Origin of the sequence: Streptococcus mitis (assembly GCF_003942995.1) — a bacterium.
In the GTDB taxonomy this organism is placed as follows: domain Bacteria; phylum Bacillota; class Bacilli; order Lactobacillales; family Streptococcaceae; genus Streptococcus; species Streptococcus mitis_CV.
The window spans coordinates 1-25,187 of the sequence record NZ_RJOH01000007.1 but is presented as its reverse complement, the minus strand read 5'-3'; the positions used below and the strand labels follow the sequence as shown (position 1 = coordinate 25,187).

Sequence of the window (25,187 nt, the reverse complement as noted above, 5' to 3'; positions counted from 1 at the left end):
GAAGGAGGTAGCAGATGTTTATATTTATTGAAGGCATTAAATTGCCAGTGAATCCAGAAGAAATCAAACTGGAGGACAAACAAGGAATTGAGACAGTCGCTATCATTGATACTGGTAACGTTCCGCTTGTCGGAAATCCAGAGCTTCAATCAATTGAGTTTGAATCCTTTATTCCTAGCGGAAGATACGATGGAAACTACCAGCGGAATAGTCGTGTTTCTCCAGAATCCTTTGTATCATCTATTCGTAAATTTAAGACGGAAGGCACTCCTATTCAATTAATGATTGGGGGTGCGTTTGGTTCTGTTATTAACGGGAAATTTCTAGTGGAACAGTTCGATGTCTCTACCAAGACAGGATATGAAGATGATCTGATATACAAGATTAAGTTTTTACAATATCGGTCTCACAAGCCACGGAAGGTTACTATCAAAGATAAAAAAGCACTTGAGGCTACTAAAAAGAAACCGCAGGCGAAAGCTACGGAAGAACGTAGCCCTACGACTGAGAAACCTGCTCAAAAAAGCCATACGGTTGTTAGTGGGGATACTCTTTGGGGAATTGCTCAGACATTTTACGGAGATGGCAGCCGATATACTGAAATCTACGAAGCCAACAAAGACAAAATCCAAGACCCTCATTGGATTTATCCTGGACAGGAGTTTGTGATACCATGATGCAATTATTCTATCAGAACAACAAAACTGGAGATACATGGGATTTAGCAACTGTGTCTGATAAGGTTGAGTTTAAGACAACTAGAAAAGGGTCAGCTTGGAGCGTGGAGATTACCTTGTACAATTCTACAAAAGTAGCCTTTGAATATGGTTCTCCGCTCGCTTTCAAGCTAGATGATAAAGAGGTATTCTTTGGTTATTTGACGAAAATCAAGTACGAAAAAGACACCAAAACCACCTTGACCTTCCATGACCAGATAAAGTACTTACTACGCAATATCAATTTCGTTGCCAGGGATAAAAACGTCAATCAAATCGTCTCGGCAATCGCAGGAGATTTTGATTTGAAGATTGGGGAACTAAAAGCCCCAGCCGTGACCTTATCCCCTCAGTTGAAGGAAGATAAGAAGGCTCTGGATATTATCCAAGAGGCCATGGATGAGACCTTGGTGCAAAGTGGAGAATTGCTGGTTTTGTATGACAAGTTCGGAGAGTTGACACTAACGACTCCGAAAAACTTACCAATCCAGTACATTATCGGAAATGAATCCTTTATGTCTAGCTTTGAGTTTGAAGGTTCGATTGAGGATAGTGCTAATATTGTTCGCTTGATCCAAGAGAACAAAGAAACCAAAAAGAGAGAGGTCTACATCTATCAGGACAGCTACAATATCGGAGCTTGGGGAAAACTCCAGTACATGAAAAAAGTGGATGAGAAAGCAACTGAGGGGCAAATCAAGCAATGGGGCGAAATGCTCTTGAAGATGAAAAACCGTCCCAAAGAAACTTTCAGTCTAAAAGCTGATATTGGAAGTATTGACTTTTTAGCAGGTCATGCAGTCTATGTGGATGTTAAGGATATTGAGAAGAAGGGATGGTATGTCATTGAAGAGGCAACTCATTCCTTCAGTGCAGAAAAGCACACGATGGAAATTAAATTATTCATGGCAGGAAGTGAGTAGATGGAAGTAATAGAAAATCTAAAGAAATTGATTAGTAATTTCATTGAAAATCGCCAGTTCGCCAAGATAACGACTGGTGTTGTTTTATCGGTTTCTCCCCTCAAAATCCAATTGACCAATGAGTTGATTTTAGATGATTCCATGCTTGCTGTCACATGGACCGATGAAGCATTGGATCCTGAATACGTTGGGCAAACCCTTCATCTCATCAGACAAGATGGTGGAGGGTTTTATTATGTCTTGTACAAGAAGATATTCCACTACAAGCGCAAAGTGAAAGGGGGTTCTGATGAATGAGTACTCCTAAAACAAACTTTTTAAACATTGCTAAAAATGTTGTCGAAGCTAAGAAACAGCCTAGCTTAACACTAGATGAAACCAATATCTTGCTAGAAACAGATGGCATTCGTGCTCTGAAGCAATCCATCAGACGCATGCTGACAACTGAACGGTTCATCTATACAATTTATGACCATCGCTACGGTGTTGAATTAGACGCCTTATTTGGTGGGGATATGGACTATGCCCAGATGGATATCGCACGGCGCATAAAAGAGGCCTTGTATGAAGATGACAGGATTCATGAGGCTCATTCTTTTTCTACTAAGGTAAAGAAAGATGAGTTTTATGTGCAGTTCATGGTTGATAGTGATTTTGGAACATTTGAGATGGATTTGGAGGTGAAACGATGATAAAGGTAAAAACATATCCAGAAATTTTAGAGGATATGCTGGCCTTGTTTGATGATAAGTATGACAAAAGACAAGGATCTGTCTTGTACAATCTAGTTGCGCCTGCAGCTCGAGAAGTTGCTATTCAGTACACGGTCTTAAAATCGTATGAGGAAGTTAACTTTTTGGATACGAGTACAGGAATCTTCCTAACTCGATTATGTAGGCAGTTTGGAGTTGAACGCTTGCCAGCCACGGCATCAGTTCGATTGGTTCAATTCAAACAGGAAATCCCACTAGGAACCCGTTTTAGTGTGGTTAATAGTGAGTATAATTTCCGTGTTTTGGAACGCCGCTCCGGATTCGAGTATAGCGTAGTAGCTGAACAAGTCGGAAATGCTCCCAACTATGTAAGAGGTCAACTCATCAACATTGATGTGTTGAGCGACTTTAAAGGGGCAGAAATCGGCTCTGTTATCGTTGTAGGCGAAGATGAAGAGACGGATAAACAACTCCGTAAACGGACCATTGAGTATCTTAAAACACCGACTTTAAACGGAAACATTGCCCAATACAAGAAATGGGCAAGTGAGTTCGTTGGTGTTGGTTCGGCCTTGGTAGAGCCACTCTGGAAAGGCGAAAATACAGTACGTGTATCTATTACGGATGCTGACGGTAACGAAGCTAGTTCTGAACTTGTAAATAAGTTCAAGAATTACTTAGACCCTGAACCAAGTGGCCACGGATTAGGCGTAGCTCCAATTGGTGCTTATGTGACTGTTCAGTCTGTAAGTGGCTATAACGTTCGTATTACTGCAACTATCAAGATTGATGAAGATGTAGATATTGAAACAATCAAGAATGAGGCGAAAGTTCAACTCATTAAATACTTACGTGAAGAAGCATTTGAAGAGAAAGAGGTTCGAAACTATAAAGTCGCCACAATCATTGACAGAATTAATGGGGTTCGAGATGTGGACCGTATTTTGTTGAATGACAGGGAACAAAGTATTGAACTTTCTACCAACATGCTTCCGAAACTAGCGGAGGTAACTATCAATGTCACAAGTTAGATATCGTATGTTATCGGCTTTGCCAGAGGTCTTAGATCCAACCATCAACGATTTGTTTGAAACTGAAATTCCAGAACTGGAATTGATTGCAGACTTAATCTTTGATACCAGACGATTGATGTTGTTGCCAGAAGCGACAGAAGACTGGATTACACGTTGGGAAAAGGCCCTCCAGGTAAAACCGAAAACAATTGATTTGGAAGAACGAAGGCGGTATTTAATCACTTTAATTTCTTCCAAAATTAAAATCAACTCAGTGAGTTTACAAAAAATTACAAAGAGCTTTACGAATGTCAACAACTTAGTAACGGTCAAGGGTTCAGCGGTACATATCCGATTTTTAGGAGAACTGCCAACTGGATATTTGAACCGTTTTTTAAAGTATGTGCGTGAATTGATTCCTGCTCATTTAGGAATCCAATTCTCGGTTGAAGCGCCAATGATGAACGCGATTTATATTGGGGCTCACACATTCAGAGACATTCGTTCGGTTCGATTTGGATAGGAGGAAATAAATGGGATATTTTATCCAACCTATTGTGACCGATAAAGCAATCAGCGAAACGGCCCTAGCAATTCAAAATAGAGAACCACTGGTTTTCACTCGAATAGCTTTGGGTAGTGGCCGGCATCAGACAGAGACTGGCAAGAGGAATGATGTAGCTCAAATAGTTCATTCTCTGCAAGTGACGCAGTCTATGTCTACTGATGTTTCCGATACAATCCGTATCACAGCACGGTTTGATAATTCACGGATTGAGCGTGAAATGACTGTTAATGAAATTGGTGTTTTTGCAAAACGTGGGAACCATGAAGAGTTCATGTATATGTATACCTGGGCAGAGCAGGGAGATGTGATTCCTCCCAAAACATCTGCTTATGTGTATCGAGACTATGATTTCAATACGACTATTAGCAAAAATAGTCAGATCACCATTCAATACAATGCGACTGATTTGGTTTATGCGACTGTTCCTGAATTGAAAGCGACAGAAAGAAAGCTACAAACCAATATCGATAATCATATTGAAGACACTGCCCGTCACGTTTCTGACCAAGAACGGACTCGCTGGAATGGGAAGGCCGATTCAAGTCACAGGCACAAGGTAGCAGACATCGACGGTCTGCCTGAAAAAATTGACGAGGTCACTAAAAGCAAGGCTGAGAAGGTTGACCTAACTGGTCACATCAACAACCGAAACAACCCACACAATGTAACGAAACAACAAGTGGGACTAGGTAATGTCGCAAACGTCGAACAAGCAAGTAAAGTTGATTTTCAAAATCACTTAAACAATCGCAACAATCCACATAGCGTTACGAAGCATCAAGTTGGGCTAGGTAACGTAGACAACATTAGACAAGCAAGTTATGAGTCTGTAGAGGCTTTGAAGCGTGAGGTTCAGGAACACGAAGATAGACTAAATGCTATCGAGTACATGTTCTTGCAGAACGACTTCACTGCACCAATCCGTACAGACGACGGTACAGAACATACCTTACTTGCTGATGAAAACGGTCATGTGATTGTCGCAGATTGGAAATATATTATGGAGGTATAACATGGCAGTAATTAGTACACAGACACGAAAAGTAACTGATTTGCCACAGGCTAGTCAGGTCAACAACTCGGACAACATCATGATTCATGATGGGCGTGGGTTGAAGAAAGTGTCTGTGCAGACTTTTAAAAACGGAGTGAGTCCAACTCCCGCAACAGCGACAGCTGGTTCAAACGGAGTTGTCCGACCTGACAACTCAACGATTACAGTCGATAATTCGGGTGTTCTACGAGTAAACAGGTCAGCGCTTGGGATTCCAAGTACACCGTCCGAAGTAGTTGCAAACAAGCTGATTAACCAGAACGGAAATCAGCAAATGAAGTACTGGTTTGGCTCTAAATCCCAGTATGAAGCAATCAGGACGAAAGACTCAAACACAATTTATGATGTGTATGAGTAGGTGATGCTATGGCTACAAGAGAAGGCATTTATGTTGGTGACAAAGACATTGTCGAGCGATATGTGGGTGACAAACTTGTTTGGAGCAAGTGGGTCTATATTGGTTGGTTTCAATACTTATACAATCCGATAGAATCAGGCAATTATTTAATTTTTGATTTAACTGCCAAGGGCGGTACATTCAATAATAATTATCACGAAGAAGACAAGGTAAAGGAAATAAAAATAAGAATCAATCATCCAAATGATACAATAACAACTGCATATGCTAAATATGTATATACAACAGATAAAAATATTAAATTGTACGTTAAATTTCTGGATGACAATCAAAAACAAATATTCAAAAACAATTTTGCATACGGCGATTCCCTATACTTTTATTTTAGATAATCAGGAGGACATTAAACATGGAATTTGCATTAGTAAATAAATTTTTTAAAGTTGGCAAGACGGCGGTCTCTATTCAATGTGACAAGCCGTTTACTTTCTTCACTCGTGAATTAGACGGTGACCGCTTGGGCGACACGGATGAAACACTTATTGAAGCAGTTAAAGATGTGATACGCACCGAGTTAGACCCTACAAGCGCTATTGTACAAGCGCAAGCTAAATTGCAAGAAACTCAAACTAAACTGCAAGAAAATCAAGCTAAATTGGAGCAGACTGAACAGAAACTGGCTGAGACAGAGCAGAAAGCGACTCAAACAGAAGCGAAGCAAAATGACCTTGAAGCACTTGCAAATCGTATCAATAAGGTTGTACGAGTGATGGCTCAAGATTCTATCATGGGTGAAAAAGTCTCTTATGGCACGACCTATAAAGAAATGGTTGAACTCTTCCCACTGGCCGAAATTGGAAAAATTTATGAACCAGGTTCAATCTTTGCGGTCGAAGACCCTGGTCACGTCGAAGTTAATGGAGAAGGTAAACGCATCTTGATTCAAACCAATCAGTCCTTTACTTATCAAGGAGAAACCCTTGCTCAACTTGAAGGAACACCTTACCAGAATGGTGTTCTAGCAACTTGGAAGTTTAGTGTACCGAAAGCACCGAATGAGCCTACTGTCGCACCAGTAGCTACAGTTTCTACGACAGCTACCGTGGCACCTACAACTGCAGAACCTCCTGCTACAACAGTTACACCTAACCAATAGTGGAGGTGCTTTATGGACGTCTTACAATCAACAGAGCATTTCTTCATGAACGTGCTACCAGTTGCCACGCCAATCATCGTAGCTTGGTTTAGCTATAAGTTACCGAAGAAATCAAAGGAACAGACAGACCAAATCATTTCAGAGTTAAGTGAAGTCAAGAAACAAATCAAAGATGTCCAGATTACTACTGAAGAGAACAACGCCAAAATTGACGAAGTACAGGCAAAGCTAAAACTACACGACGATGCGCACCTTGTAACGATGAGGACGCACCTCGATCGTGATATTCGCAGGTCAATCCGTCGTGGTTTTACAACGAAAGATGAGTTCTATGTAGTGGAGAATATGCACAATAGCTATAAGGCTCTTGGTGGTAATGGCTACATAGACCACTTGTACAAAAATTTTGAAGCGTTGCAGATTAGAGACGACATCTTAGTTGAAGATGAGAAAGGGGCGCAGAATGGGTTGTAACAACCGCAAAGTTAATACAACCAATTTGGCTCGAATTGATGGTGGCGACCTTATTAAGCAAGGGGATTTGTCTTCTACTTTTGGATTCGAATTGTTAGATGAGAATTATCGTGTCATGACCTCGTTTGAGGGGCAAGAAGCGGTTGTTACTCTAACAAAAGGACAACGCAGGTGGAAGACAACTGCTCCCGTCACTAGCCATTCTGTCAATTTTAATTTAGATAGTATTTTACCAAGCGGAAAATACCGAGTGGAAATCTCGGTTGGAGGGTATATCTTCCCAAGCGATAGAGATACTTATATTGAAATTGAAGACTCAGATAAAGAATTGGTTACGGAAGATATCTATAAATTAAAAGAATTAGATATCGTTGAAGAAGTTAAGAAACAGCTTGCAGAACGACATGTAAGCGAAGGTGGAGCATGTCCGGAAATCCCAGACTTGCTCACGTATTATAATATTGGAAAGGTATAAAAAATTATGGATACAAGTAAATGGATTGCATTCGCTCAAGCGCTGGGAGTGGATCACAAGGCGCTGAAGCAGTTAATCGATACAAAGATTGACAGTGCGACAGTCACACAACTGATTGAACAAGCTAAAACTGCTGTCAAGAACGACATTTTGGGTGAGGGTGTATCTGAAAAATTTGACACCCTCAAAGAAATCGCTGAGGAAATCGCTAAAATGAGTGGTAGCACTGAAGGCGCAGTCGTTCAAAAATTGGCTGACCTCGGCCGTCGTATTGACGAGTTTGCCAATGTTGACCTGTTAGCAACGTATAATGCTGCGAAAGCGTGATTGCTATGAGCAATTTAGAGGAATTTGCTCAAGCGGTTGGCCGTGATGTTAAAACCCTGAATCAAAAGCCTGAACCAAGGCTGACCTTGACAGGCAATACCCTTGGCATCGCTGGGGGGAATAATGTCACTCTACCATTGCCAGACAACGTAGGGCATGAAATCCGTGGCACAGGCTCTCCAGAAGGTCGTATAATGGCCGAAATCGGAACGACCTATGTAGATGTCAACGTGACAAACGGCGCTCTGAAATGGATAAAAGAGAGCGGAAATGACAACACAGGCTGGCGTGTTTTGATTGGTGATACTGGTTGGAGAACGTTAAACAGTGTCTCTAGAGCAGGCAACTCGTTCATTAAAATCAGACGAGTAAACAATCTTGTTACTTATCAATTCGGAGGCCTTCAGTGGGGCTGGTTTGGCGTAGGTAGACGAGGTGGACCTGGATTTGTAAGACACAACAGCAGTGGAGACAAAGGGGCTAAACTTACTTATCCTAACGGTATTCCCGAAGGTTTTAGAAGCGAAAATTCGCTTGTAGGACCAACTTATGACGATAAGGGTAGACCTTATGGAATTTGGTATTTAGGCGGTAAATCTGACTTAAATTTCATTCAATTCACTTTTAACGAGAACATACCGACCGACCGAGATATTGGAGATATTCGTGTGAGCGCCATCTCATACTTGACAGATGAGCCTTGGCCTACGAAATTACCATAAAAGAAAGGAAACAATATGACACAACTAAATGAATTTATGATTGCTTTTGCGACAGGCTTTTTAGCAGTAGCAATAGGCAGTATCGTGAAAGCAGTGAAAGACTACCTTTTACGTAAAGGTGGAGAGAAAGCTGTAAAAATCGCTGAAATCCTAGCTAAAAATGCAGTACACGCAGTAGAGCAGATAGCAACTGAAACAGGCTACAAAGGGGATGAAAAGCTAGAGCAAGCTAAAGTCTACATGATCTCAGAGCTTAAAAAGTACAATGTTAGCATGACGGATAAAGAGCTTGAAGTATTCGTTGAGTCAGCAGTGAAGCAGATGAATGACGCATGGAAGGGGGAATAGTTATGACAGTAAACATTGAAACAGCTATTGCCTGGATGCAAGCCCGAAAAGGGCAAGTATCTTATAGTATGGACGATCGGAATGGTCCTGATTCTTACGATTGCTCAAGCTCGATCTACTACGCTTTGACGAGTGCTGGAGCCGCGTCCGCTGGTTGGGCTGTTAATACTGAATACGAACACCAGTGGTTGATGGATAATGGATATACGCTTATTGCTGAGAACACACCATGGGACGCTCAACGTGGGGATATCTTCATCTGGGGACGTCGTGGATATTCTAGTGGTGCTGGTGGGCATACTGGTATGTTTGTGGATGAAAACAACATCATCCATTGTAACTACCGCTTTGATGGAATCACTGTGAATGACCACGATGATATTTGGATGTACGCAGGTCGTCCATATTACTACGTATACCGTTTGACAAACCCAGACGCTGTGACTGTACAGTTGAAGACTGGCTGGAACAGTGATTCTAAAGGATATTGGTTCGTACGTGACAATGGATCTTATCCAACGAGTGAATTCGAATACGTTGAGCAAAACAAAGCATGGTTCTACTTCGATGAGAACGGATATATGGTTGCTGAGCGCTGGGTTGAACATACCGATGGTAAATCGTATTGGTTTGACAAAGATGGATACATGGCTGTTAATTGGAAGAAAATTAATGGCAAATGGTATTTCTTCAATCGTGATGGTGCAATGCAAACTGGCTGGGTTAAATACTACGACAACTGGTATTACCTCGATGCTGTCAATGGAGATATGAAGTCAGATGCATTTATTCGTTACAACGATGGATGGTACTTGCTTCGTGAGGATGGTCGTCTGGAAGAGAAACCAGCCTTTACGGTTGAGCCAGACGGCTTGATTACGACTAAATAATCTTAAAAATAAATAGAAAGGAAACTTTCAAAATAGATTACACTAGACCGCAGGCTCATGCTTGCGGTTTTTTTGTTTGCTTAAAAATGGATTTAAAATCCAAGAAATGTAAATCGAATAAACGCTTTTTTGTTAAAGAGTTATAAAAGGAGTTATAAAATTAAATATGGCTTGATTTAATAATGTCTTAGAGACTCCCACCGGCTCCATTATTAATTGGTGAAACGTTGTTAAATCAACGTTTTTTATTTTGAAGTTCTTTATAAAAACTAAAAAAATGAACTTAACGTTCAAAAATTAGACATAACAAATTAAAAAATATACCGACTTTTATCTCCCTGAATGATATAATGATTGTATATTGTAGGTTTATTGTATAGTTGTGTTTGATTTTCAAAGAGAACAATTACCCAGAAAAAGAAGATATGTAACATCTTGAAATGATTTTTGAATTTGAACGTTGGGTATAATTGAGTACGATGTTTAAAAAATTTTTGAATATAGACTTAGATACTTTATCTTGGTTGATAGAGTATTTACTTTAAAATACAAGGGTAAGCGGTTAAAAATTAAATAAACAAAAAATGATGTTTATTCGTGATGTTAGGTTTGCTAAATCCAATCGTTCTAATATTTTTATTTTTGGAGAATTACTCAAGAGGCTGAAGAGGACGGTTTGCTAAATCGTTAGGTCGGGTAACTGGCACGAGGGTTCGAATCCCTCATTCTCCGTTAGAATAATCTTGAGATTTTCTAAAGAAACACTCTTAGGGACTTTTTCCAAGAGTAAATTTTATAAAGAGGTGTATTATGAAAAAAGTTAAGTTGCTTGGTATTTTAGCGCTCTCAGCAGTTGTCTTAGGTGCTTGTTCTTCACTTCCGAGTCAGTCAGGGTCGAATTCTGACAAAACCGAACAAACTGATAAGAAAGAAGAATCAGTCAAAGAAAAAGTTACAAAAGATGCTGAAACTTTATTAGATGCAGTTTTGACTACTGATATTGCTAAGTTTAAAAAGATTTACGGCGAAACCTATGAAAAATGGACTGAGGCAGTATTTGCGGTTCAAACTAGTGAAAAGGTAAAAGATGATGGTCTTACACCAGCCTCTACCTATTCTGTTCAATGGCATGCTGATTTCCCTATTGAAACACCAGAAGAAACAATTACTGGTTTCTTAAAAGTAAGACGAAAAATGTTCCAAGAGATTGGTTCTTACTCTATTAAAGATGTTAAGTTAGACGAATCAGGGAGTTCAGCTACTGTAACTTTCACATCTAAAAAGTTGCATTCTAAGGGCTTGGCTTCTTCAACAAGAGACGTTTTAACTACTCTAATTGGAGGGATTGACAACTTAGGTAAATACAATACTGCGGGATCAAATGTTGATATTAAACGATACCAAACATTAATTTCATACTGGATTTTTGAGCATCTGTTTAGGCATGATTTTACTATCTATAACGATGTTGACCCTAACTTAGCGTATACACCATTTACTACTGGAGATTTTGATACTGAAATCAAATTAACCAAAGATAAGGATGGCAATTGGCTTATCTCTCAAGAGGATTATCGTACTCTAGCAACGGAGTTAATTGATAATACAGAAGGTTATGAGACTGTTGTCAGAAGCAATGTTTCAAAAACTAACGACAAAGATAAGTCTAGTGATAAATCGACAGGCAACTCAACAGATAAATCTTCAGATAAAAAAGATAAAAGTAGTATCTGATAATTAGTTTAAAAAGTAAAGCAAGTAGTTTATAATAGCTACTTGCTTTATTTCGTTTTATTAGCAAAAAGGATACAACATTTGTCGCATCCCCAAAATAATTGTTCTTTTCTACGGAAGACATGGGATTCGAACCCACGCACGCTGTTACACGCCTACCGCGTTTCCAACACGGCCTCTTAAGCCTCTTGAGTAATCTTCCAATACTTACTCAAATAGTCTACCATAAAGGCCCTTATCTTGCAATAAAAATTCTGGAAATAAGAAAAATGATAGAATTTGAAAGAAAATGATAAAAAATGCTTGACTTTGAAAGAAAGTATGATAGAATGAATAGTGTAAACGATAACAGGAGGTGATTCAGTGTTAAAAACAGAGCGGAAGCAACTGATTCTAGAGGAGTTAAATCAACATCATGTAGTTTCTCTAGAGAAATTAGTTAGTTTGCTAGAAACGTCAGAATCAACGGTTCGAAGAGACCTGGATGAGTTGGAAGCAGAAAATAAGCTTCGCCGTGTACATGGTGGAGCAGAATTACCCCACTCCTTGCAGGAAGAAGAAACCATTCAAGAAAAATCTGTCAAAAACCTTCAAGAGAAGAAGTTGTTGGCTCAGAAAGCAGCCTCTCTCATCAAGGAACAAGATGTCATCTTTATTGATGCTGGAACAACAACTGCTTTTTTGATCCATGAATTGGTCAATAAGAATATTACTGTTGTGACAAATTCGATTCACCATGCCGCACAGTTGGTTGAAAAGCAGATTCCAACTGTCATGGTTGGAGGAAGTGTCAAGATGGCGACAGATGCTAGCATCGGGGGCGTTGCTCTTAACCAGATTAACCAATTGCACTTTGACCGTGCCTTTATCGGGATGAATGGTGTGGACGATGGCTATTATACGACTCCTGATATGGAGGAGGGGGCTGTGAAGCGTGCTATTTTGGAGAATGCCAAACAGACATATGTCTTGGTCGATTCGTCTAAAATTGGACAAACTTGCTTTGCTAAGGTAGCACCACTCAAACGAGCTATTGTTATCACAAGTCAAGGGCATGAGCTCTTGCAGGCTATTAAGGAGAAAACGGAGGTAATAGAAGTATGATTTATACAGTCACACTCAATCCATCCATTGACTATATCGTTCGTTTGGACCAAGTCCAAGTCGGTAGTGTCAATCGTATGGACAGTGATGATAAGTTTGCTGGTGGGAAAGGAATTAATGTCAGTCGTGTCTTGAAGCGCTTAGATATTCAAAATACAGCGACTGGATTTATCGGAGGTTTTACTGGTAAATTTATCACAGATACTTTGGCTGATGAAGAAATCGAGACACGTTTTGTCCAAGTGGCAGAAGATACTCGTATCAATGTTAAAATCAAAGCAGACCAAGAAACAGAAATCAACGGAACGGGTCCAACTGTTGAACCGGCTCAGCTAGAAGAATTGAAAGCTATTCTTTCAAGTTTAACTGCAGAAGACACGGTTGTATTTGCGGGTTCGAGTGCTAAAAACCTAGGAAATGTTATCTACAAGGATTTGATTGCCTTGACACGCAAGACTGGTGCGCAAGTCGTTTGTGACTTTGAAGGACAGACCTTGATTGATAGTTTGGACTACCAGCCACTTTTGGTCAAACCAAATAATCACGAGCTTGGAGCTATCTTTGGAGTGAAACTCGAAAGTTTAGATGAAATCGAGAACTATGCTCGTCAGTTACTGGCCAAAGGAGCTCAAAACGTCATTATCTCCATGGCTGGGGACGGTGCCCTTCTTGTTACATCTGAGGGATCTTACTTCGCCAAACCTATTAAGGGAACAGTCAAAAATTCAGTTGGAGCTGGTGATTCTATGGTTGCTGGATTTACAGGTGAATTTGTCAAATCAAAAGACGCAGTAGAAGCCTTCAAATGGGGAGTTGCTTGTGGAACGGCAACTACCTTCTCGGATGACTTGGCAACAGCAGAATTTATTAAAGAAACATATGAAAAAGTTGAGGTAGAAAAACGATGAAAATTCAAGATCTATTGAGAAAAGATGTTATGTTGCTGGATTTGCAAGCAACTGAAAAAAAAGCTGTCATCGACGAGATGATTAAAAGTTTGACAGACCACGGTTATGTGACAGATTTTGAAACCTTTAAAGAAGGCATTTTGGCGCGTGAAGCTCTCACTTCTACAGGTTTGGGTGATGGTATCGCAATGCCTCACAGCAAAAATGCTGCTGTCAAAGAAGCGACAGTTCTCTTTGCCAAGTCAAACAAGGGTGTTGACTACGAGAGCTTGGATGGACAATCAACTGACCTCTTCTTCATGATTGCAGCTCCAGAAGGTGCCAATGACACCCATTTGGCAGCATTGGCAGAATTGTCTCAATACTTGATGAAAGACGGATTTGCTGACAAACTTCGTCAAGCAACATCAGCTGACCAAGTTATCGAACTTTTTGACCAAGCTTCAGAAAAAACTGAAGAGCCGGTTCAAGCACCTACCAATGACTCTGATGACTTTATCGTTGCTGTTACAGCTTGTACGACAGGTATTGCCCACACTTACATGGCCCAAGAAGCCCTTCAAAAAGTGGCTGCTGAAATGGGTGTTGGAATTAAGGTCGAAACCAACGGTGCTAGCGGTGTTGGTAACCAACTAACTGCGGAAGACATTCGTAAGGCTAAAGCTGTTATCATCGCTGCAGACAAGGCGGTTGAGATGGATCGTTTCGATGGCAAACCATTGATCAATCGTCCGGTTGCTGACGGGATCCGTAAAACAGAAGAGTTGATTAACTTGGCTCTTTCAGGAGAAGCGGAAGTCTACCGTGCCACTAATGGTGCAAAAGCTGCAACAGCAAGCAACGAAAAACAAAGCCTTGGTGGTGCCTTCTACAAACACTTGATGAGTGGTGTATCTCAAATGTTACCATTCGTTATCGGTGGTGGTATCATGATTGCCCTTGCCTTCTTGATTGACGGTGCTTTGGGTGTTCCAAATGAAAATCTTGGTAATCTTGGTTCTTATCATGAGTTAGCTTCTATGTTCATGAAAATTGGTGGTGCAGCCTTTGGCTTGATGCTCCCAGTCTTTGCAGGTTATGTTGCCTACTCTATCGCTGAAAAACCAGGTTTGGTAGCAGGTTTCGTGGCTGGTGCTATTGCCAAAGAAGGTTTTGCCTTTGGTAAAATCCCTTATGCAGCAGGTGGTGAAGCAACATCAACTCTTGCAGGTGTCTCATCTGGTTTCCTAGGTGCCCTTGTAGGTGGATTTATCGCAGGTGCTTTGGTTCTTGCTATCAAGAAATACGTTAAAGTTCCTCGATCACTTGAAGGTGCTAAATCAATCCTTCTATTGCCACTTCTTGGAACAATCTTGACTGGATTTGTCATGCTAGCTGTTAACATCCCAATGGCAGCAATCAACACTGCTATGAATGACTTCCTAGGCGGTCTTGGAGGAGGTTCAGCTGTCCTTCTTGGTATCGTTCTTGGAGGAATGATGGCTGTTGATATGGGTGGACCAGTTAATAAAGCAGCCTATGTCTTTGGTACAGGTACGCTTGCAGCGACTGTTTCTTCAGGTGGTTCTGTGGCTATGGCAGCAGTTATGGCTGGAGGAATGGTGCCCCCACTTGCAATCTTTGTTGCCACTCTTCTCTTTAAAGACAAATTTACTAAGGAAGAACGCAACTCTGGTTTGACAAACATCATCATGGGCTTGTCATTTATCACTGAGGGAGCGATTCCGTTTGGTGCAGCTGACCCAGCTCGTGCGATCCCAAGCTTCATCCTTGGTTCAGCAGTAGCAGGTGGACTCGTTGGTCTTACTGGTATCAAACTCATGGCGCCACACGGAGGAATCTTCGTTATCGCCCTTACTTCTAATGCTCTCCTTTACCTCGTTTCTGTCTTAGTAGGAGCAATTGTAAGTGGTGTGGTCTATGGTTACCTACGCAAACCACAAGCATAAAAAATAGAAAAATGAAAAGATTGTACCGTTTGGTGCAGTCTTTTTCTCTTTCCGAAATGCCTGTGAAATATGGTATAATAGAAGAATGGCAAACAAGAATACAAGTAAAACAAGACGGAGACCGTCTAAAGCAGAACTCGAAAGAAAAGAAGCGATTCAACGAATGTTGATTTCGTTGGGAATCGCCCTTTTATTGATTTTTGCAGCCTTTAAATTAGGGGCTGCAGGTATCACCCTTTACAATCTAATTCGCTTGCTGGTAGGTAGCCTAGCTTATTTGGCAATATTTGGTATCCTGCTCTATCTCTTCTTCTTCAAGTGGATACGAAAACAGGAAGGACTCTTATCAGGATTTTTCACCATATTTGCTGGCTTACTCTTGATTTTTGAGGCCTACTTGGTTTGGAAATATGGTTTGGACAAGTCGGTCTTAAAAGGAACTATGGCTCAGGTTGTGACTGATTTGACTGGTTTTCGAACGACCAGTTTTGCTGGTGGAGGCTTGATTGGTGTTGGACTCTATGTGCCAACAGCCTTTCTCTTCTCAAATATCGGTACTTACTTTATTGGTTCTATCTTGATTTTAGTGGGTGCTCTCCTAGTCAGTCCTTGGTCTGTTTACGATATTGCTGAATTTTTCAGTAGAGGCTTTGCCAAATGGTGGGAAGGGCATGAGCGTCGAAAAGAGGAACGATTTGTTAAACAAGAAGAAAAAGCTCGCCAAAAGGCTGAGGAAGAGGCTAGATTAGAAAAAGAAGAGGCTGAAAAAGCCTTACTCGATATGCCTCCTGTTGATATGGAAACGGGTGAAATTCTGACAGAAGATGTTGTGCTTGACGTTCCATCTGTTCCGGAAGAAGAGTGGGTAGAACCAGAAATCATCCTGCCTCAAGCTGAACATGAATTCCCTGAACATGAGGAGGTCTTTGATGATGAAGATGTACAAGTTGATTTTTCAGCCAAGGAGGCTCTTGAATATAAACTTCCAAGCTTACAACTCTTTGCCCCAGATAAACCAAAAGACCAGTCGAAAGAGAAGAAGATTGTTCGAGAAAATATCAAAATCCTAGAAGAAACCTTTGCTAGCTTTGGTATCAAGGTAACGGTTGAACGGGCTGAAATTGGGCCGTCAGTGACCAAGTATGAAGTCAAGCCAGCAGTCGGTGTACGGGTTAACCGCATTTCCAATCTAGCAGATGACCTCGCTCTAGCCTTGGCAGCCAAGGATGTCCGGATTGAAGCACCTATCCCAGGGAAATCCTTAGTCGGAATCGAAGTACCTAACTCTGAGATTGCGACAGTTTCTTTCCGCGAACTATGGGAACAATCTCAAACGAAAGCAGAAAATCTCTTGGAAATTCCTTTAGGGAAGGCTGTTAATGGAACCGCAAGAGCATTTAACCTCTCCAAGATGCCCCACTTGCTTGTCGCAGGTTCGACGGGTTCAGGTAAGTCAGTAGCAGTTAACGGTATTATCGCTAGCATTCTCATGAAGGCGAGGCCAGATCAAGTTAAATTTATGATGGTCGATCCCAAGATGGTTGAGTTATCTGTTTACAATGATATTCCCCACCTCTTGATTCCAGTTGTGACCAATCCACGTAAGGCCAGCAAGGCTCTGCAAAAGGTTGTGGATGAGATGGAAAATCGTTATGAACTCTTTGCCAAGGTAGGAGTCCGTAATATTGCAGGTTTTAATGCCAAGGTAGAAGAGTTCAATGCCCAGTCTGAATACAAGCAGCTTCCTCTGCCACTTATTGTTGTGATTGTGGATGAGTTGGCTGACCTCATGATGGTGGCTAGCAAGGAGGTGGAAGATGCCATTATCCGTCTTGGGCAGAAGGCACGTGCTGCCGGTATCCACATGATTCTTGCAACCCAGCGTCCATCCGTTGATGTCATTTCTGGTCTCATCAAGGCCAATGTACCATCTCGAGTGGCTTTTGCAGTTTCTTCAGGTACAGATTCACGAACCATCTTGGATGAAAATGGAGCTGAAAAACTGCTTGGTCGAGGCGACATGCTCTTTAAACCGATTGATGAAAACCACCCAGTTCGTCTGCAAGGCTCTTTTATCTCGGATGATGATGTCGAACGCATCGTAAACTATATCAAGGCTCAGGCAGATGCAGACTACGATGAGAGTTTTGATCCAGGTGAGGTTTCTGAAAATGACGGAGAATTTTCAGATGGTGAATCTGGTGGGGATCCGCTTTTTGAAGAAGCCAAGGCTTTGGTCATCGAGACGCAGAAAGCCAGTGCGTCCATGATTCAGCGTCGTTTATCAGTTGGCTTTAACCGTGCGACCCGCCTTATGGAAGAACTGGAGATGGCAGGTGTCATTGGTCCAGCTGAAGGTACCAAACCAAGAAAAGTTTTACAACAATAAAAAAATAGCTTCTTTCCAAATTTGGAGGGAAGCTATTTTAGTGATTATTGATTAGTTTTATTTTCCGAAGTTGGGGTATTGGACTGTTTTTCATTTTCAGTAGTGGGTTTACTTGGAGCAGGAGTAGTAGATTCCTGAGTTGCTGCTTTCTGCTCTTCTCTTTTCTCTTCCTTGACGCTAGATTTTGGTGTTTCCTCTTGCTGTGTTTTTTCTTGGGTAGTGTTAGTTTCCTTATTGGGACTAGTGTTTTCCTTAGGGGATTCCTTTTGAATTTCTTTGACAATTGTTGTCGTCTGGGTTGTCGTAGGTTCTTTTTTAGTATTTTTGTTATTATCCAAGGCGTTCATGATAGTGATACTAGCGGTAATTAAGCCAAGGATACTGCCGATAGTAGCAACGGTTTTTTGAAAGACTGTAAAGCCTTTTTTGATGTGTTCTGTTTTTGGTTTTGAAGTTCTACGATAATTAGACATACATTCTCTCCTTTAATTAAAATTTATTATACCGCATTTCTTTAAAAAAATCTTAAAAAAAGAGGAATTGCCCTTTCTTGTCGCAGGCTCCGTTTCATGATACAATAGAAGGAGTGATTTTAGAAAGCGTGAGAAAACATGATTTACTTTGATAATTCGGCGACGACCAAGTCCTATCCTGAAGCACTTGAAACTTATATGCAGGTCGCTTCAAAAATTTTAGGAAATCCATCTAGTCTCCATCGTTTGGGAGACCAGGCAACACGAATCTTAGATGCTTCTCGGCAACAGATTGCGGATTTAATCGGTAAGAAAAGTGAGGAAATCTTCTTTACTTCTGGTGGAACAGAAGGGGATAACTGGGTTATCAAGGGTGTGGCCTTTGAAAAAGCCCAGTTTGGCAAGCACATCATCGTATCAGCCATTGAACATCCGGCAGTCAAAGAATCAGCTCTCTGGCTGAAAAGTCAAGGATTTGAAGTGGATTTTGCTCCGGTTAATGAGGAAGGATTTGTGAATGTTGAGGCACTAGCAGATTTGATAAGACCTGATACGACCCTCGTTTCCGTCATGGCTGTGAACAATGAAATTGGCTCGATTCAACCTATTCAAGCTATTTCAGAACTGTTAGCAGACAAGCCGACTATTTCCTTCCACGTTGATGCGGTTCAAGCACTTGCTAAAATTCCGACTGAAAAATATTTGACTGATCGAGTGGATTTCGCGACTTTCTCTGGTCACAAGTTCCACGGAGTTCGTGGTGTTGGTTTTGTCTATATCAAGTCTGGCAAGAAGATTACGCCTCTGTTAACAGGTGGTGGTCAGGAACGTGATTACCGTTCGACAACTGAAAATGTGGCAGGAATTGCAGCGACAGCCAAGGCTCTCCGTTTATCTATGGAAAAGCTAGATATCTTTAGGAGCAAGACTGGGCAGATGAAGGCAGTGATTCGTCAAGCACTTCTGGATTATCCAGATATTTTTGTCTTTTCAGATGAGGAAGATTTTGCCCCTCATATCCTAACTTTTGGAATTAAGGGAGTTCGTGGTGAAGTCATCGTTCACGCCTTTGAAGACTATGATATTTTCATCTCAACGACATCGGCTTGTTCGTCCAAGGCTGGGAAACCTGCAGGAACCCTGATTGCCATGGGAGTGGATAAAGATAAGGCCCAGTCAGCTGTGCGTCTTAGCCTAGACCTTGAAAATGATATGAGTCAGGTCGAGCAGTTTTTGACCAAGTTAAAATTGATTTACAATCAAACTAGAAAAGTAAGATAGGAGCATTTATGCAATATTCAGAAATTATGATTCGCTACGGTGAGCTGTCAACCAAGGGTAAAAACCGTATGCGTTTCATCAATAAACTTCGCAATAATATTTCAGACGTTTTGTCTATCTATCCCCAAGTTAAGGTAACAGCAGATCGTGACCGTGCCCACGCTTACCTCAATGGAGCAGATTACACAGCAGTAGCAGAATCACTCAAACAAGTTTTTGGAATTCAAAACTTTTCCCCTGTTTATAAGGTTGAAAAATCTGTAGAAGTTCTGAAGTCTGCTGTCCAAGAGATTATGCAGGACATCTACAAGGATGGCATGACCTTTAAAATTTCTAGCAAGCGTAGCGACCACAACTTTGAGTTGGATAGTCGTGAACTCAATCAAACACTTGGAGGAGCTGTATTCGAAGCCATTCCAAATGTGCAAGCTCAAATGAAAAGTCCTGACATCAATCTTCAGGTGGAAATCCGTGAAGAAGCAGCCTATCTTTCTTTTGAAACTATTCGTGGGGCTGGTGGTTTGCCAGTTGGAACTTCAGGTAAAGGGATGCTCATGTTGTCAGGAGGGATTGACTCACCTGTAGCAGGTTATCTTGCTCTTAAGCGTGGGGTAGATATTGAGGCCGTTCACTTTGCCAGTCCACCATACACGAGTCCTGGTGCTCTTAAAAAAGCCCAAGATTTGACCCGTAAATTAACCAAGTTTGGTGGAAATATCCAGTTTATCGAAGTTCCTTTTACAGAGATTCAAGAGGAAATCAAGGCTAAAGCGCCAGAAGCTTACTTGATGACTCTAACTCGTCGCTTTATGATGCGGATTACTGACCGTATTCGTGAGGTACGAAATGGTTTAGTTATCATCAATGGGGAAAGCCTAGGTCAAGTAGCCAGCCAGACCTTGGAGAGCATGCAGGCTATCAATGCAGTTACCAACACTCCCATCATCCGTCCAGTTGTGACAATGGATAAGTTGGAAATCATTGACATTGCTCAGGAAATTGACACCTTTGAAATTTCTATCCAGCCTTTTGAAGACTGTTGTACCATTTTTGCGCCAGATCGTCCGAAAACAAATCCTAAGATTAAGAATGCGGAGCAGTACGAAGCGCGTATGGATGTTGAAGGATTAGTAGAGCGAGCTGTGGCTGGAATCATGATTACTGAGATTACACCGCAGGCTGAAAAAGATGAAGTGGATGACTTGATTGACAATCTTCTCTAATCAGAAAATCCAGAAGAATTTAGAAAAATAGATGAAAAAGTTAGTTTTTAATTCCAAAAATGGAAGCAAAACTAACTTTTTTTCTATAATTGTGATATAATAAAATAAAATTTTGAATATAGAGAGTTTTCTGACAATGAATCAATCCTACTTTTATTTAAAAATGAAAGAACACAAACTCAAGGTTCCTTATACAGGTAAGGAACGTCGTGTACGTGTTCTTCTGCCTAAAGATTATGAGAGAGACACGGATCGTTCCTATCCTGTTGTTTACTTTCATGATGGGCAAAATGTTTTTTATAGCAAGGAGTCTTTCATTGGCCATTCATGGAAGATTATCCCAGCTATTAAGCGTAATCCTGATATCAGTCGCATGATTGTCGTTGCCATTGACAATGATGGTATGGAGCGGATGAATGAGTATGCGGCTTGGAAGTTCCAAGAATCTCCTATCCCAGGGCAGCAGTTTGGTGGTAAGGGTGTGGAGTATGCCGAGTTTGTCATGGAGGTGGTCAAGCCCTTTATCGATGAGACCTACCGTACCAAAGCTGAACGCCAGCATACGGCTATGATTGGCTCCTCACTAGGCGGCAATATTACCCAGTTTATCGGTTTGGAATACCAAGACAAAATTGGCTGTCTAGGGGTCTTTTCATCTGCTAACTGGCTCCATCAAGAAGCCTTTAATCGCTACATCGAGCGCCAGAAATTATCGCCTGAGCAGCGTATCTTTATCTATGTGGGAACGGAAGAAGCGGATGATACGGACAAGACCCTGATGGCTGGTAATATCAAACAAGCCTATATAGACTCTTCGCTACGCTATTACCATGATTTGATTGCTGAGGGAGTTCATCTGGATAATCTTGTCTTGAAAGTTCAGTCTGGTGCCATCCATAGTGAAATCCCTTGGTCGGAAAATTTACCAGACTGTCTGAGATTTTTTGCAGAAAAATGGTAAGTTAGGAAAGGAGAAAGCCAATGCATATTGAAAACCTTAGCCACTGGAGTGGCAATCTTAACCGTGAAATGTACCTTAATCGTTATGGACATGCTGGGATTCCAGTTGTGGTCTTTGCTTCATCAGGTGGTAGTCACAACGAATACTATGATTTTGGCATGATTGATGCCTGTGCTTCCTTTATCGAGGAAGGTCGTGTCCAGTTCTTTACCCTATCCAGTGTGGATAGTGAGAGCTGGTTGGCCACTTGGAAAAATAGTCATGACCAGGCGGAGATGCACCGTGCCTACGAACGCTATGTGATTGAGGAGGCCATTCCTTTTATCAAGCATAAGACAGGTTGGTTTGATGGTATGATGACGACAGGTTGCTCGATGGGCGCCTACCATGCAGTCAACTTTTTTCTCCAACATCCAGATGTCTTTACCAAGGTGATTGCTCTTAGTGGTGTTTACGATGCACGTTTCTTTGTCGGCGATTACTACAATGACGATGCCATTTACCAAAACTCGCCAGTAGATTATATCTGGAACCAGAACGACGGCTGGTTTATTGACCGTTATCGTCAGGCAGAGATTGTGCTGTGTACGGGTCTTGGTGCCTGGGAACAAGACGGTCTACCATCTTTCTATAAGCTCAAAGAAGCCTTTGACCAGAAACAAATTCCAGCCTGGTTTGCTGAATGGGGACACGATGTCGCCCACGACTGGGAATGGTGGCGCAAACAAATGCCTTATTTCCTTGGCAATCTCTATTTATAAAAGGAGTTACCTATGAATTACCTTGTTATTTCTCCCTACTATCCGCAAAACTTTCAACAGTTTACCATTGAACTAGCTAATAAAGGCATCACAGTCTTGGGAATTGGCCAAGAACCTTACGAGCAATTGGATGAACCTTTACGCAATAGCCTGACCGAGTATTTCCGTGTAGATAACCTTGAGAACATAGATGAAGTCAAACGTGCAGTTGCTTTTCTATTTTATAAACATGGCCCAATTGACCGTATCGAGTCCCACAATGAATATTGGCTAGAGCTGGACGCAGCACTCAGAGAACAATTCAATGTCTTTGGTGCCAAACCAGAGGATCTCAAAAAGACGAAATATAAGTCTGAAATGAAGAAACTTTTCAAAAAAGCAGGTGTCCCTGTGGTACCTGGAGCTGTTATCAAGACGGAAGCAGATGTTGATCAAGCAGTGAAAGAAATTGGTCTTCCAATGATTGCCAAACCTGATAACGGAGTGGGAGCGGCCGCCACCTTTAAGCTTGAGACAGAGGACGATATCAATCACTTCAAGCAAGAATGGGACCATTCGACCGTTTACTTCTTTGAAAAATTTGTCACTTCCAGCGAAATCTGTACCTTTGACGGGCTCGTAGACAAGGATGGTAAGATTGTCTTTTCAACAACTTTTGACTACGCCTATACACCGCTTGATCTCATGATTTACAAGATGGACAATTCTTATTACGTTCTCAAGGATATGGAGCCCAAACTTCGTAAGTATGGTGAAGCGATTGTTAAGGAATTTGGTATGAAAGAACGTTTCTTCCATATTGAGTTCTTCCGTGAGGGGGATGATTATATTGCCATTGAGTACAATAACCGTCCTGCAGGTGGTTTTACCATTGATGTTTATAACTTTGCCCATTCCTTGGACCTCTATCGTGGCTATGCAGCTATTGTCGCAGGAGAAGAGTTCCCAGCGTCAGACTTTGAATCTCAATATTGTTTAGCTACATCCCGTCGTGCAAATGCTCACTATGTTTATTCTGAGGAGGACTTGCTTGCCAAATACACTCACCAGTTCAAGGTTAAAAAAATCATGCCAGCGGCCTTTGCAGAACTTCAAGGAGATTACCTTTATATGCTGACAACTCCGAGTCGACAAGAAATGGAGCAGATGATTAAGGACTTTGGTCAGCGTCAAGAGTAATGAAAAGGATGAAAGGAGTTTGCCGTCTTTTATCCTTTTTAATAGAATAGAAGACCAAATGTTAGCAAATTTGAAACAATTTAATTGATATGATATAATAATATATAACTACTGTCATCAAAGGTATTTAAAGCCATAATTTCAACAATACTTGATAAAAATCAAGTTCCATAATGAAGTTAGCTATCCTAAAATTTCTAAAATTTATACGTCTTAATTATTTTATTTCTAATTTTTGATTTTATTTTATAGGAGCCTTCAAAAAGGGTAGTAATGATAAATGAAAACTATTTATATGACTACTAGTCTGTCAAGTTACGTATAGTACGAGACAAACAAACAAATCGCTATGGGAGTGCGTGTCAAATGTTATAACCAAGAAACTGAAAATTTTTCTATTATTTTGAATATATTTTGTAAACCACCTATTAATTTATTTTAAGGAGTCTAAATTTTAAATGAAAAAAGAAGAAATAAAGCCTCTTTTTCTCTCGTCTATTATTGACACTATTATATTTATAATAACGTTATTTCTTGGCTATCACTTCATTTCTATTTGGGGTATGACAGATCAAGTTTTATTAGTTTTAGTTTCGGTTTTTTCTATAATAAAATTGTTAGTGACTTACTTTGTTTCAAAAAGAAAAAATAAACTAGAAAAAGGCTTCAATTATTGTATAACAATTTCATTAGGTCTGATAGAGTTTCTTACTTTATTTTCTATGTTAAATAATAGTCAAAAATGGATATTACTTATTTCTATATTAACGATATTTATAGAGAGTTTTATAAAGATAAGATCAAATTCAAGGGCGATACTGACTGGAACATTTTTAATCTTTTTTGTAATTATTTTTTCAATTTTATTATTTTTTATTAATCCATCTGAATCCGCTCTAGTTTCGGCAATCACAGCAGTAGCTACTTTATTATTGACAACTGACACTCTAGAGGATGTATTTAATATAAAAGTGACAAAGCAACGACAAAAACAACTTTCGGTTATAAAAATATCAGTATTATTTCTTGTCCCAATAATTTATGCTTCCTCTTTAATTTATCCCCGTCCTGATGTTAATAATGCTTCGATTTATACGATGTTGCTAACTGGACTTTATAGATTTATTGTATTAGAAATAACATATCCTCTTTTTTTATTTTTAATTTATTTTAAGAAACTAAGACAAAAAATTCAAATCATGCTTGGATTACCATCTAGTCAAAAATATTTATATGGAAATTGGAATATGATTACAATAAATAAATTTACGAACCAAGATATTATTGTGAGAAAATTCTTATTAAATATTGATGGTAATAGAATTAAATTTTTGGGTAGTTTTTTCACTTTTGATGAAGATAATGTTATCTATAATGATAAAGAGGAAATACTTGGGAAAATCGAGAAATGTAACGATGATAGAGTAAATTTAGTAATTGATAATAAAACTATACAGCTTATTAAAATAGGAAGTGATGAATATAAAA

At 40.4% G+C, this 25,187-nt stretch carries 28 protein-coding genes and 2 tRNA genes; 28 read left to right on the top strand and 2 right to left on the bottom strand.

What is annotated here, in order from left to right; genetic code table 11:
- Positions 1-14: 14 nt before the first annotated feature.
- From D8836_RS05695 to D8836_RS05610, 18 genes are all read left to right on the top strand, one after another.
- Positions 15-677, top strand: coding sequence for a LysM peptidoglycan-binding domain-containing protein (locus tag D8836_RS05695; RefSeq protein ID WP_125393403.1), 663 nt, complete (start codon positions 15-17; stop codon positions 675-677).
- Positions 674-1,639, top strand: coding sequence for an XkdQ/YqbQ family protein (locus tag D8836_RS05690; protein WP_125393402.1), 966 nt, complete (start codon positions 674-676; stop codon positions 1,637-1,639). Before D8836_RS05695 ends, D8836_RS05690 begins: the two co-directional genes overlap by 4 nt.
- Positions 1,640-1,936: a DUF2577 family protein gene (locus D8836_RS05685; protein WP_049500563.1), complete on the top strand. Its 297-nt coding sequence runs from the start codon at positions 1,640-1,642 to the stop codon at positions 1,934-1,936. It begins immediately after the preceding gene.
- Positions 1,933-2,331 (top strand): DUF2634 domain-containing protein, encoded by a 399-nt coding sequence (locus D8836_RS05680; RefSeq protein ID WP_049542693.1) that lies wholly within the window; start codon positions 1,933-1,935, stop codon positions 2,329-2,331. Before D8836_RS05685 ends, D8836_RS05680 begins: the two co-directional genes overlap by 4 nt.
- Complete coding sequence (locus D8836_RS05675; RefSeq protein ID WP_049542691.1) at positions 2,328-3,383, top strand: baseplate J/gp47 family protein; 1,056 nt, start codon at positions 2,328-2,330, stop codon at positions 3,381-3,383. Before D8836_RS05680 ends, D8836_RS05675 begins: the two co-directional genes overlap by 4 nt.
- Positions 3,370-3,888 carry a DUF2313 domain-containing protein gene (locus tag D8836_RS05670; RefSeq protein WP_049542689.1) on the top strand — a complete coding sequence of 173 codons (519 nt, stop codon included), beginning with the start codon at positions 3,370-3,372 and terminating at the stop codon, positions 3,886-3,888. Before D8836_RS05675 ends, D8836_RS05670 begins: the two co-directional genes overlap by 14 nt.
- A 10-nt stretch (positions 3,889-3,898) precedes the next feature.
- On the top strand, positions 3,899-4,945 hold the full coding sequence (locus D8836_RS11245; RefSeq protein WP_125393401.1) for a hypothetical protein: 1,047 nt from the start codon (positions 3,899-3,901) through the stop codon (positions 4,943-4,945).
- A gap of 1 nt (position 4,946) precedes the next feature.
- A complete protein-coding gene (locus tag D8836_RS05660; protein ID WP_049542687.1) occupies positions 4,947-5,345 on the top strand; it encodes a phage upper tail fiber protein in 399 nt (132 codons plus the stop codon).
- A gap of 8 nt (positions 5,346-5,353) precedes the next feature.
- The gene (locus D8836_RS05655; protein ID WP_049542684.1) at positions 5,354-5,737 is read left to right on the top strand and encodes a hypothetical protein; all 384 of its coding nucleotides are present in this window, start codon (positions 5,354-5,356) and stop codon (positions 5,735-5,737) included.
- Between the two features lie 17 nt (positions 5,738-5,754).
- Positions 5,755-6,501: a hypothetical protein gene (locus tag D8836_RS05650; RefSeq protein WP_049542682.1), complete on the top strand. Its 747-nt coding sequence runs from the start codon at positions 5,755-5,757 to the stop codon at positions 6,499-6,501.
- 12 nt (positions 6,502-6,513) lie between these two features.
- The gene (locus D8836_RS05645) at positions 6,514-6,975 is read left to right on the top strand and encodes a hypothetical protein (protein WP_049542680.1); all 462 of its coding nucleotides are present in this window, start codon (positions 6,514-6,516) and stop codon (positions 6,973-6,975) included.
- On the top strand, positions 6,965-7,450 hold the full coding sequence (locus tag D8836_RS05640) for a hypothetical protein (RefSeq protein WP_049542678.1): 486 nt from the start codon (positions 6,965-6,967) through the stop codon (positions 7,448-7,450). Before D8836_RS05645 ends, D8836_RS05640 begins: the two co-directional genes overlap by 11 nt.
- A gap of 6 nt (positions 7,451-7,456) precedes the next feature.
- The gene (locus D8836_RS05635; RefSeq protein WP_049542677.1) at positions 7,457-7,777 is read left to right on the top strand and encodes a hypothetical protein; all 321 of its coding nucleotides are present in this window, start codon (positions 7,457-7,459) and stop codon (positions 7,775-7,777) included.
- Positions 7,778-7,782: 5 nt separating this feature from the next.
- Positions 7,783-8,499, top strand: a complete 717-nt coding sequence (locus D8836_RS05630; RefSeq protein ID WP_125393400.1) for a hypothetical protein — start codon at positions 7,783-7,785, stop codon at positions 8,497-8,499.
- A 15-nt stretch (positions 8,500-8,514) separates the two neighbouring features.
- Entirely contained in the window at positions 8,515-8,847 is a 333-nt protein-coding gene (locus tag D8836_RS05625) for a phage holin (protein WP_125393399.1), read from the top strand.
- Positions 8,848-8,849: 2 nt separating this feature from the next.
- A complete protein-coding gene (locus tag D8836_RS05620) occupies positions 8,850-9,737 on the top strand; it encodes a peptidoglycan amidohydrolase family protein (RefSeq protein WP_125393398.1) in 888 nt (295 codons plus the stop codon).
- Between the two features lie 644 nt (positions 9,738-10,381).
- Positions 10,382-10,469 (top strand) — tRNA-Ser (locus D8836_RS05615).
- 78 nt (positions 10,470-10,547) lie between these two features.
- On the top strand, positions 10,548-11,471 hold the full coding sequence (locus D8836_RS05610; protein WP_125393397.1) for a hypothetical protein: 924 nt from the start codon (positions 10,548-10,550) through the stop codon (positions 11,469-11,471).
- A gap of 114 nt (positions 11,472-11,585) precedes the next feature.
- Here D8836_RS05610 and D8836_RS05605 read toward each other — a convergent pair.
- Positions 11,586-11,673: transfer RNA gene (locus D8836_RS05605), tRNA-Ser, on the bottom strand.
- A 161-nt stretch (positions 11,674-11,834) separates the two neighbouring features.
- Here D8836_RS05605 and D8836_RS05600 point away from each other — a divergent pair.
- The 4 genes from D8836_RS05600 (at position 11,835) to D8836_RS05585 (ending at position 17,821) form a co-directional block, all read left to right on the top strand.
- Entirely contained in the window at positions 11,835-12,575 is a 741-nt protein-coding gene (locus tag D8836_RS05600) for a DeoR/GlpR family DNA-binding transcription regulator (RefSeq protein WP_000920651.1), read from the top strand.
- Positions 12,572-13,483: a 1-phosphofructokinase gene (gene pfkB / locus D8836_RS05595; protein WP_045607145.1), complete on the top strand. Its 912-nt coding sequence runs from the start codon at positions 12,572-12,574 to the stop codon at positions 13,481-13,483. The genes D8836_RS05600 and pfkB overlap by 4 nt, the downstream gene beginning before the upstream one ends.
- Positions 13,480-15,432: a PTS fructose transporter subunit IIABC gene (locus tag D8836_RS05590; protein ID WP_045607141.1), complete on the top strand. Its 1,953-nt coding sequence runs from the start codon at positions 13,480-13,482 to the stop codon at positions 15,430-15,432. The genes pfkB and D8836_RS05590 overlap by 4 nt, the downstream gene beginning before the upstream one ends.
- Before the next feature lie 85 nt (positions 15,433-15,517).
- On the top strand, positions 15,518-17,821 hold the full coding sequence (locus tag D8836_RS05585) for a DNA translocase FtsK (protein ID WP_125393396.1): 2,304 nt from the start codon (positions 15,518-15,520) through the stop codon (positions 17,819-17,821).
- A 44-nt stretch (positions 17,822-17,865) separates the two neighbouring features.
- On the opposite strand, the gene D8836_RS05580 is transcribed toward D8836_RS05585, so the two are convergent.
- Entirely contained in the window at positions 17,866-18,294 is a 429-nt protein-coding gene (locus D8836_RS05580) for a DUF6556 family protein (protein ID WP_125393395.1), read from the bottom strand.
- Positions 18,295-18,432: 138 nt separating this feature from the next.
- On the opposite strand from D8836_RS05580, the gene D8836_RS05575 reads away from it, so the two are divergent.
- The 6 genes from D8836_RS05575 to D8836_RS05550 all read left to right on the top strand — a co-directional run.
- Complete coding sequence (locus D8836_RS05575) at positions 18,433-19,575, top strand: cysteine desulfurase family protein (RefSeq protein WP_125393394.1); 1,143 nt, start codon at positions 18,433-18,435, stop codon at positions 19,573-19,575.
- 8 nt (positions 19,576-19,583) lie between these two features.
- Complete coding sequence (gene thiI / locus D8836_RS05570) at positions 19,584-20,798, top strand: tRNA uracil 4-sulfurtransferase ThiI (protein WP_078238374.1); 1,215 nt, start codon at positions 19,584-19,586, stop codon at positions 20,796-20,798.
- Between the two features lie 136 nt (positions 20,799-20,934).
- Positions 20,935-21,759, top strand: a complete 825-nt coding sequence (locus tag D8836_RS05565; protein WP_125393393.1) for an alpha/beta hydrolase — start codon at positions 20,935-20,937, stop codon at positions 21,757-21,759.
- A gap of 20 nt (positions 21,760-21,779) precedes the next feature.
- Positions 21,780-22,520, top strand: coding sequence for an esterase family protein (locus D8836_RS05560; protein WP_125393392.1), 741 nt, complete (start codon positions 21,780-21,782; stop codon positions 22,518-22,520).
- Positions 22,521-22,532: 12 nt separating this feature from the next.
- Positions 22,533-23,699: an ATP-grasp domain-containing protein gene (locus D8836_RS05555; RefSeq protein ID WP_125393391.1), complete on the top strand. Its 1,167-nt coding sequence runs from the start codon at positions 22,533-22,535 to the stop codon at positions 23,697-23,699.
- 458 nt (positions 23,700-24,157) lie between these two features.
- Positions 24,158-25,187: hypothetical protein (locus D8836_RS05550; RefSeq protein WP_142999075.1), on the top strand; the 1,030-nt coding region annotated here is incomplete at its 3' end.

What these genes read in the sequence shown, in the direction of transcription:
- D8836_RS05695 (WP_125393403.1), top strand. Translation starts at nt 15, where the DNA reads ATGTTTATATTTATTGAAGGCATTAAATTGCCAGTGAATCCAGAAGAA.
- D8836_RS05690 (WP_125393402.1), top strand. Translation starts at nt 674, where the DNA reads ATGATGCAATTATTCTATCAGAACAACAAAACTGGAGATACATGGGAT.
- D8836_RS05685 (WP_049500563.1), top strand. Translation starts at nt 1,640, where the DNA reads ATGGAAGTAATAGAAAATCTAAAGAAATTGATTAGTAATTTCATTGAA.
- D8836_RS05680 (WP_049542693.1), top strand. Translation starts at nt 1,933, where the DNA reads ATGAGTACTCCTAAAACAAACTTTTTAAACATTGCTAAAAATGTTGTC.
- D8836_RS05675 (WP_049542691.1), top strand. Translation starts at nt 2,328, where the DNA reads ATGATAAAGGTAAAAACATATCCAGAAATTTTAGAGGATATGCTGGCC.
- D8836_RS05670 (WP_049542689.1), top strand. Translation starts at nt 3,370, where the DNA reads ATGTCACAAGTTAGATATCGTATGTTATCGGCTTTGCCAGAGGTCTTA.
- D8836_RS11245 (WP_125393401.1), top strand. Translation starts at nt 3,899, where the DNA reads ATGGGATATTTTATCCAACCTATTGTGACCGATAAAGCAATCAGCGAA.
- D8836_RS05660 (WP_049542687.1), top strand. Translation starts at nt 4,947, where the DNA reads ATGGCAGTAATTAGTACACAGACACGAAAAGTAACTGATTTGCCACAG.
- D8836_RS05655 (WP_049542684.1), top strand. Translation starts at nt 5,354, where the DNA reads ATGGCTACAAGAGAAGGCATTTATGTTGGTGACAAAGACATTGTCGAG.
- D8836_RS05650 (WP_049542682.1), top strand. Translation starts at nt 5,755, where the DNA reads ATGGAATTTGCATTAGTAAATAAATTTTTTAAAGTTGGCAAGACGGCG.
- D8836_RS05645 (WP_049542680.1), top strand. Translation starts at nt 6,514, where the DNA reads ATGGACGTCTTACAATCAACAGAGCATTTCTTCATGAACGTGCTACCA.
- D8836_RS05640 (WP_049542678.1), top strand. Translation starts at nt 6,965, where the DNA reads ATGGGTTGTAACAACCGCAAAGTTAATACAACCAATTTGGCTCGAATT.
- D8836_RS05635 (WP_049542677.1), top strand. Translation starts at nt 7,457, where the DNA reads ATGGATACAAGTAAATGGATTGCATTCGCTCAAGCGCTGGGAGTGGAT.
- D8836_RS05630 (WP_125393400.1), top strand. Translation starts at nt 7,783, where the DNA reads ATGAGCAATTTAGAGGAATTTGCTCAAGCGGTTGGCCGTGATGTTAAA.
- D8836_RS05625 (WP_125393399.1), top strand. Translation starts at nt 8,515, where the DNA reads ATGACACAACTAAATGAATTTATGATTGCTTTTGCGACAGGCTTTTTA.
- D8836_RS05620 (WP_125393398.1), top strand. Translation starts at nt 8,850, where the DNA reads ATGACAGTAAACATTGAAACAGCTATTGCCTGGATGCAAGCCCGAAAA.
- D8836_RS05610 (WP_125393397.1), top strand. Translation starts at nt 10,548, where the DNA reads ATGAAAAAAGTTAAGTTGCTTGGTATTTTAGCGCTCTCAGCAGTTGTC.
- pfkB (WP_045607145.1), top strand. Translation starts at nt 12,572, where the DNA reads ATGATTTATACAGTCACACTCAATCCATCCATTGACTATATCGTTCGT.
- D8836_RS05590 (WP_045607141.1), top strand. Translation starts at nt 13,480, where the DNA reads ATGAAAATTCAAGATCTATTGAGAAAAGATGTTATGTTGCTGGATTTG.
- D8836_RS05585 (WP_125393396.1), top strand. Translation starts at nt 15,518, where the DNA reads ATGGCAAACAAGAATACAAGTAAAACAAGACGGAGACCGTCTAAAGCA.
- D8836_RS05580 (WP_125393395.1), bottom strand. Translation starts at nt 18,294, where the DNA reads ATGTCTAATTATCGTAGAACTTCAAAACCAAAAACAGAACACATCAAA.
- D8836_RS05575 (WP_125393394.1), top strand. Translation starts at nt 18,433, where the DNA reads ATGATTTACTTTGATAATTCGGCGACGACCAAGTCCTATCCTGAAGCA.
- thiI (WP_078238374.1), top strand. Translation starts at nt 19,584, where the DNA reads ATGCAATATTCAGAAATTATGATTCGCTACGGTGAGCTGTCAACCAAG.
- D8836_RS05565 (WP_125393393.1), top strand. Translation starts at nt 20,935, where the DNA reads ATGAATCAATCCTACTTTTATTTAAAAATGAAAGAACACAAACTCAAG.
- D8836_RS05560 (WP_125393392.1), top strand. Translation starts at nt 21,780, where the DNA reads ATGCATATTGAAAACCTTAGCCACTGGAGTGGCAATCTTAACCGTGAA.
- D8836_RS05555 (WP_125393391.1), top strand. Translation starts at nt 22,533, where the DNA reads ATGAATTACCTTGTTATTTCTCCCTACTATCCGCAAAACTTTCAACAG.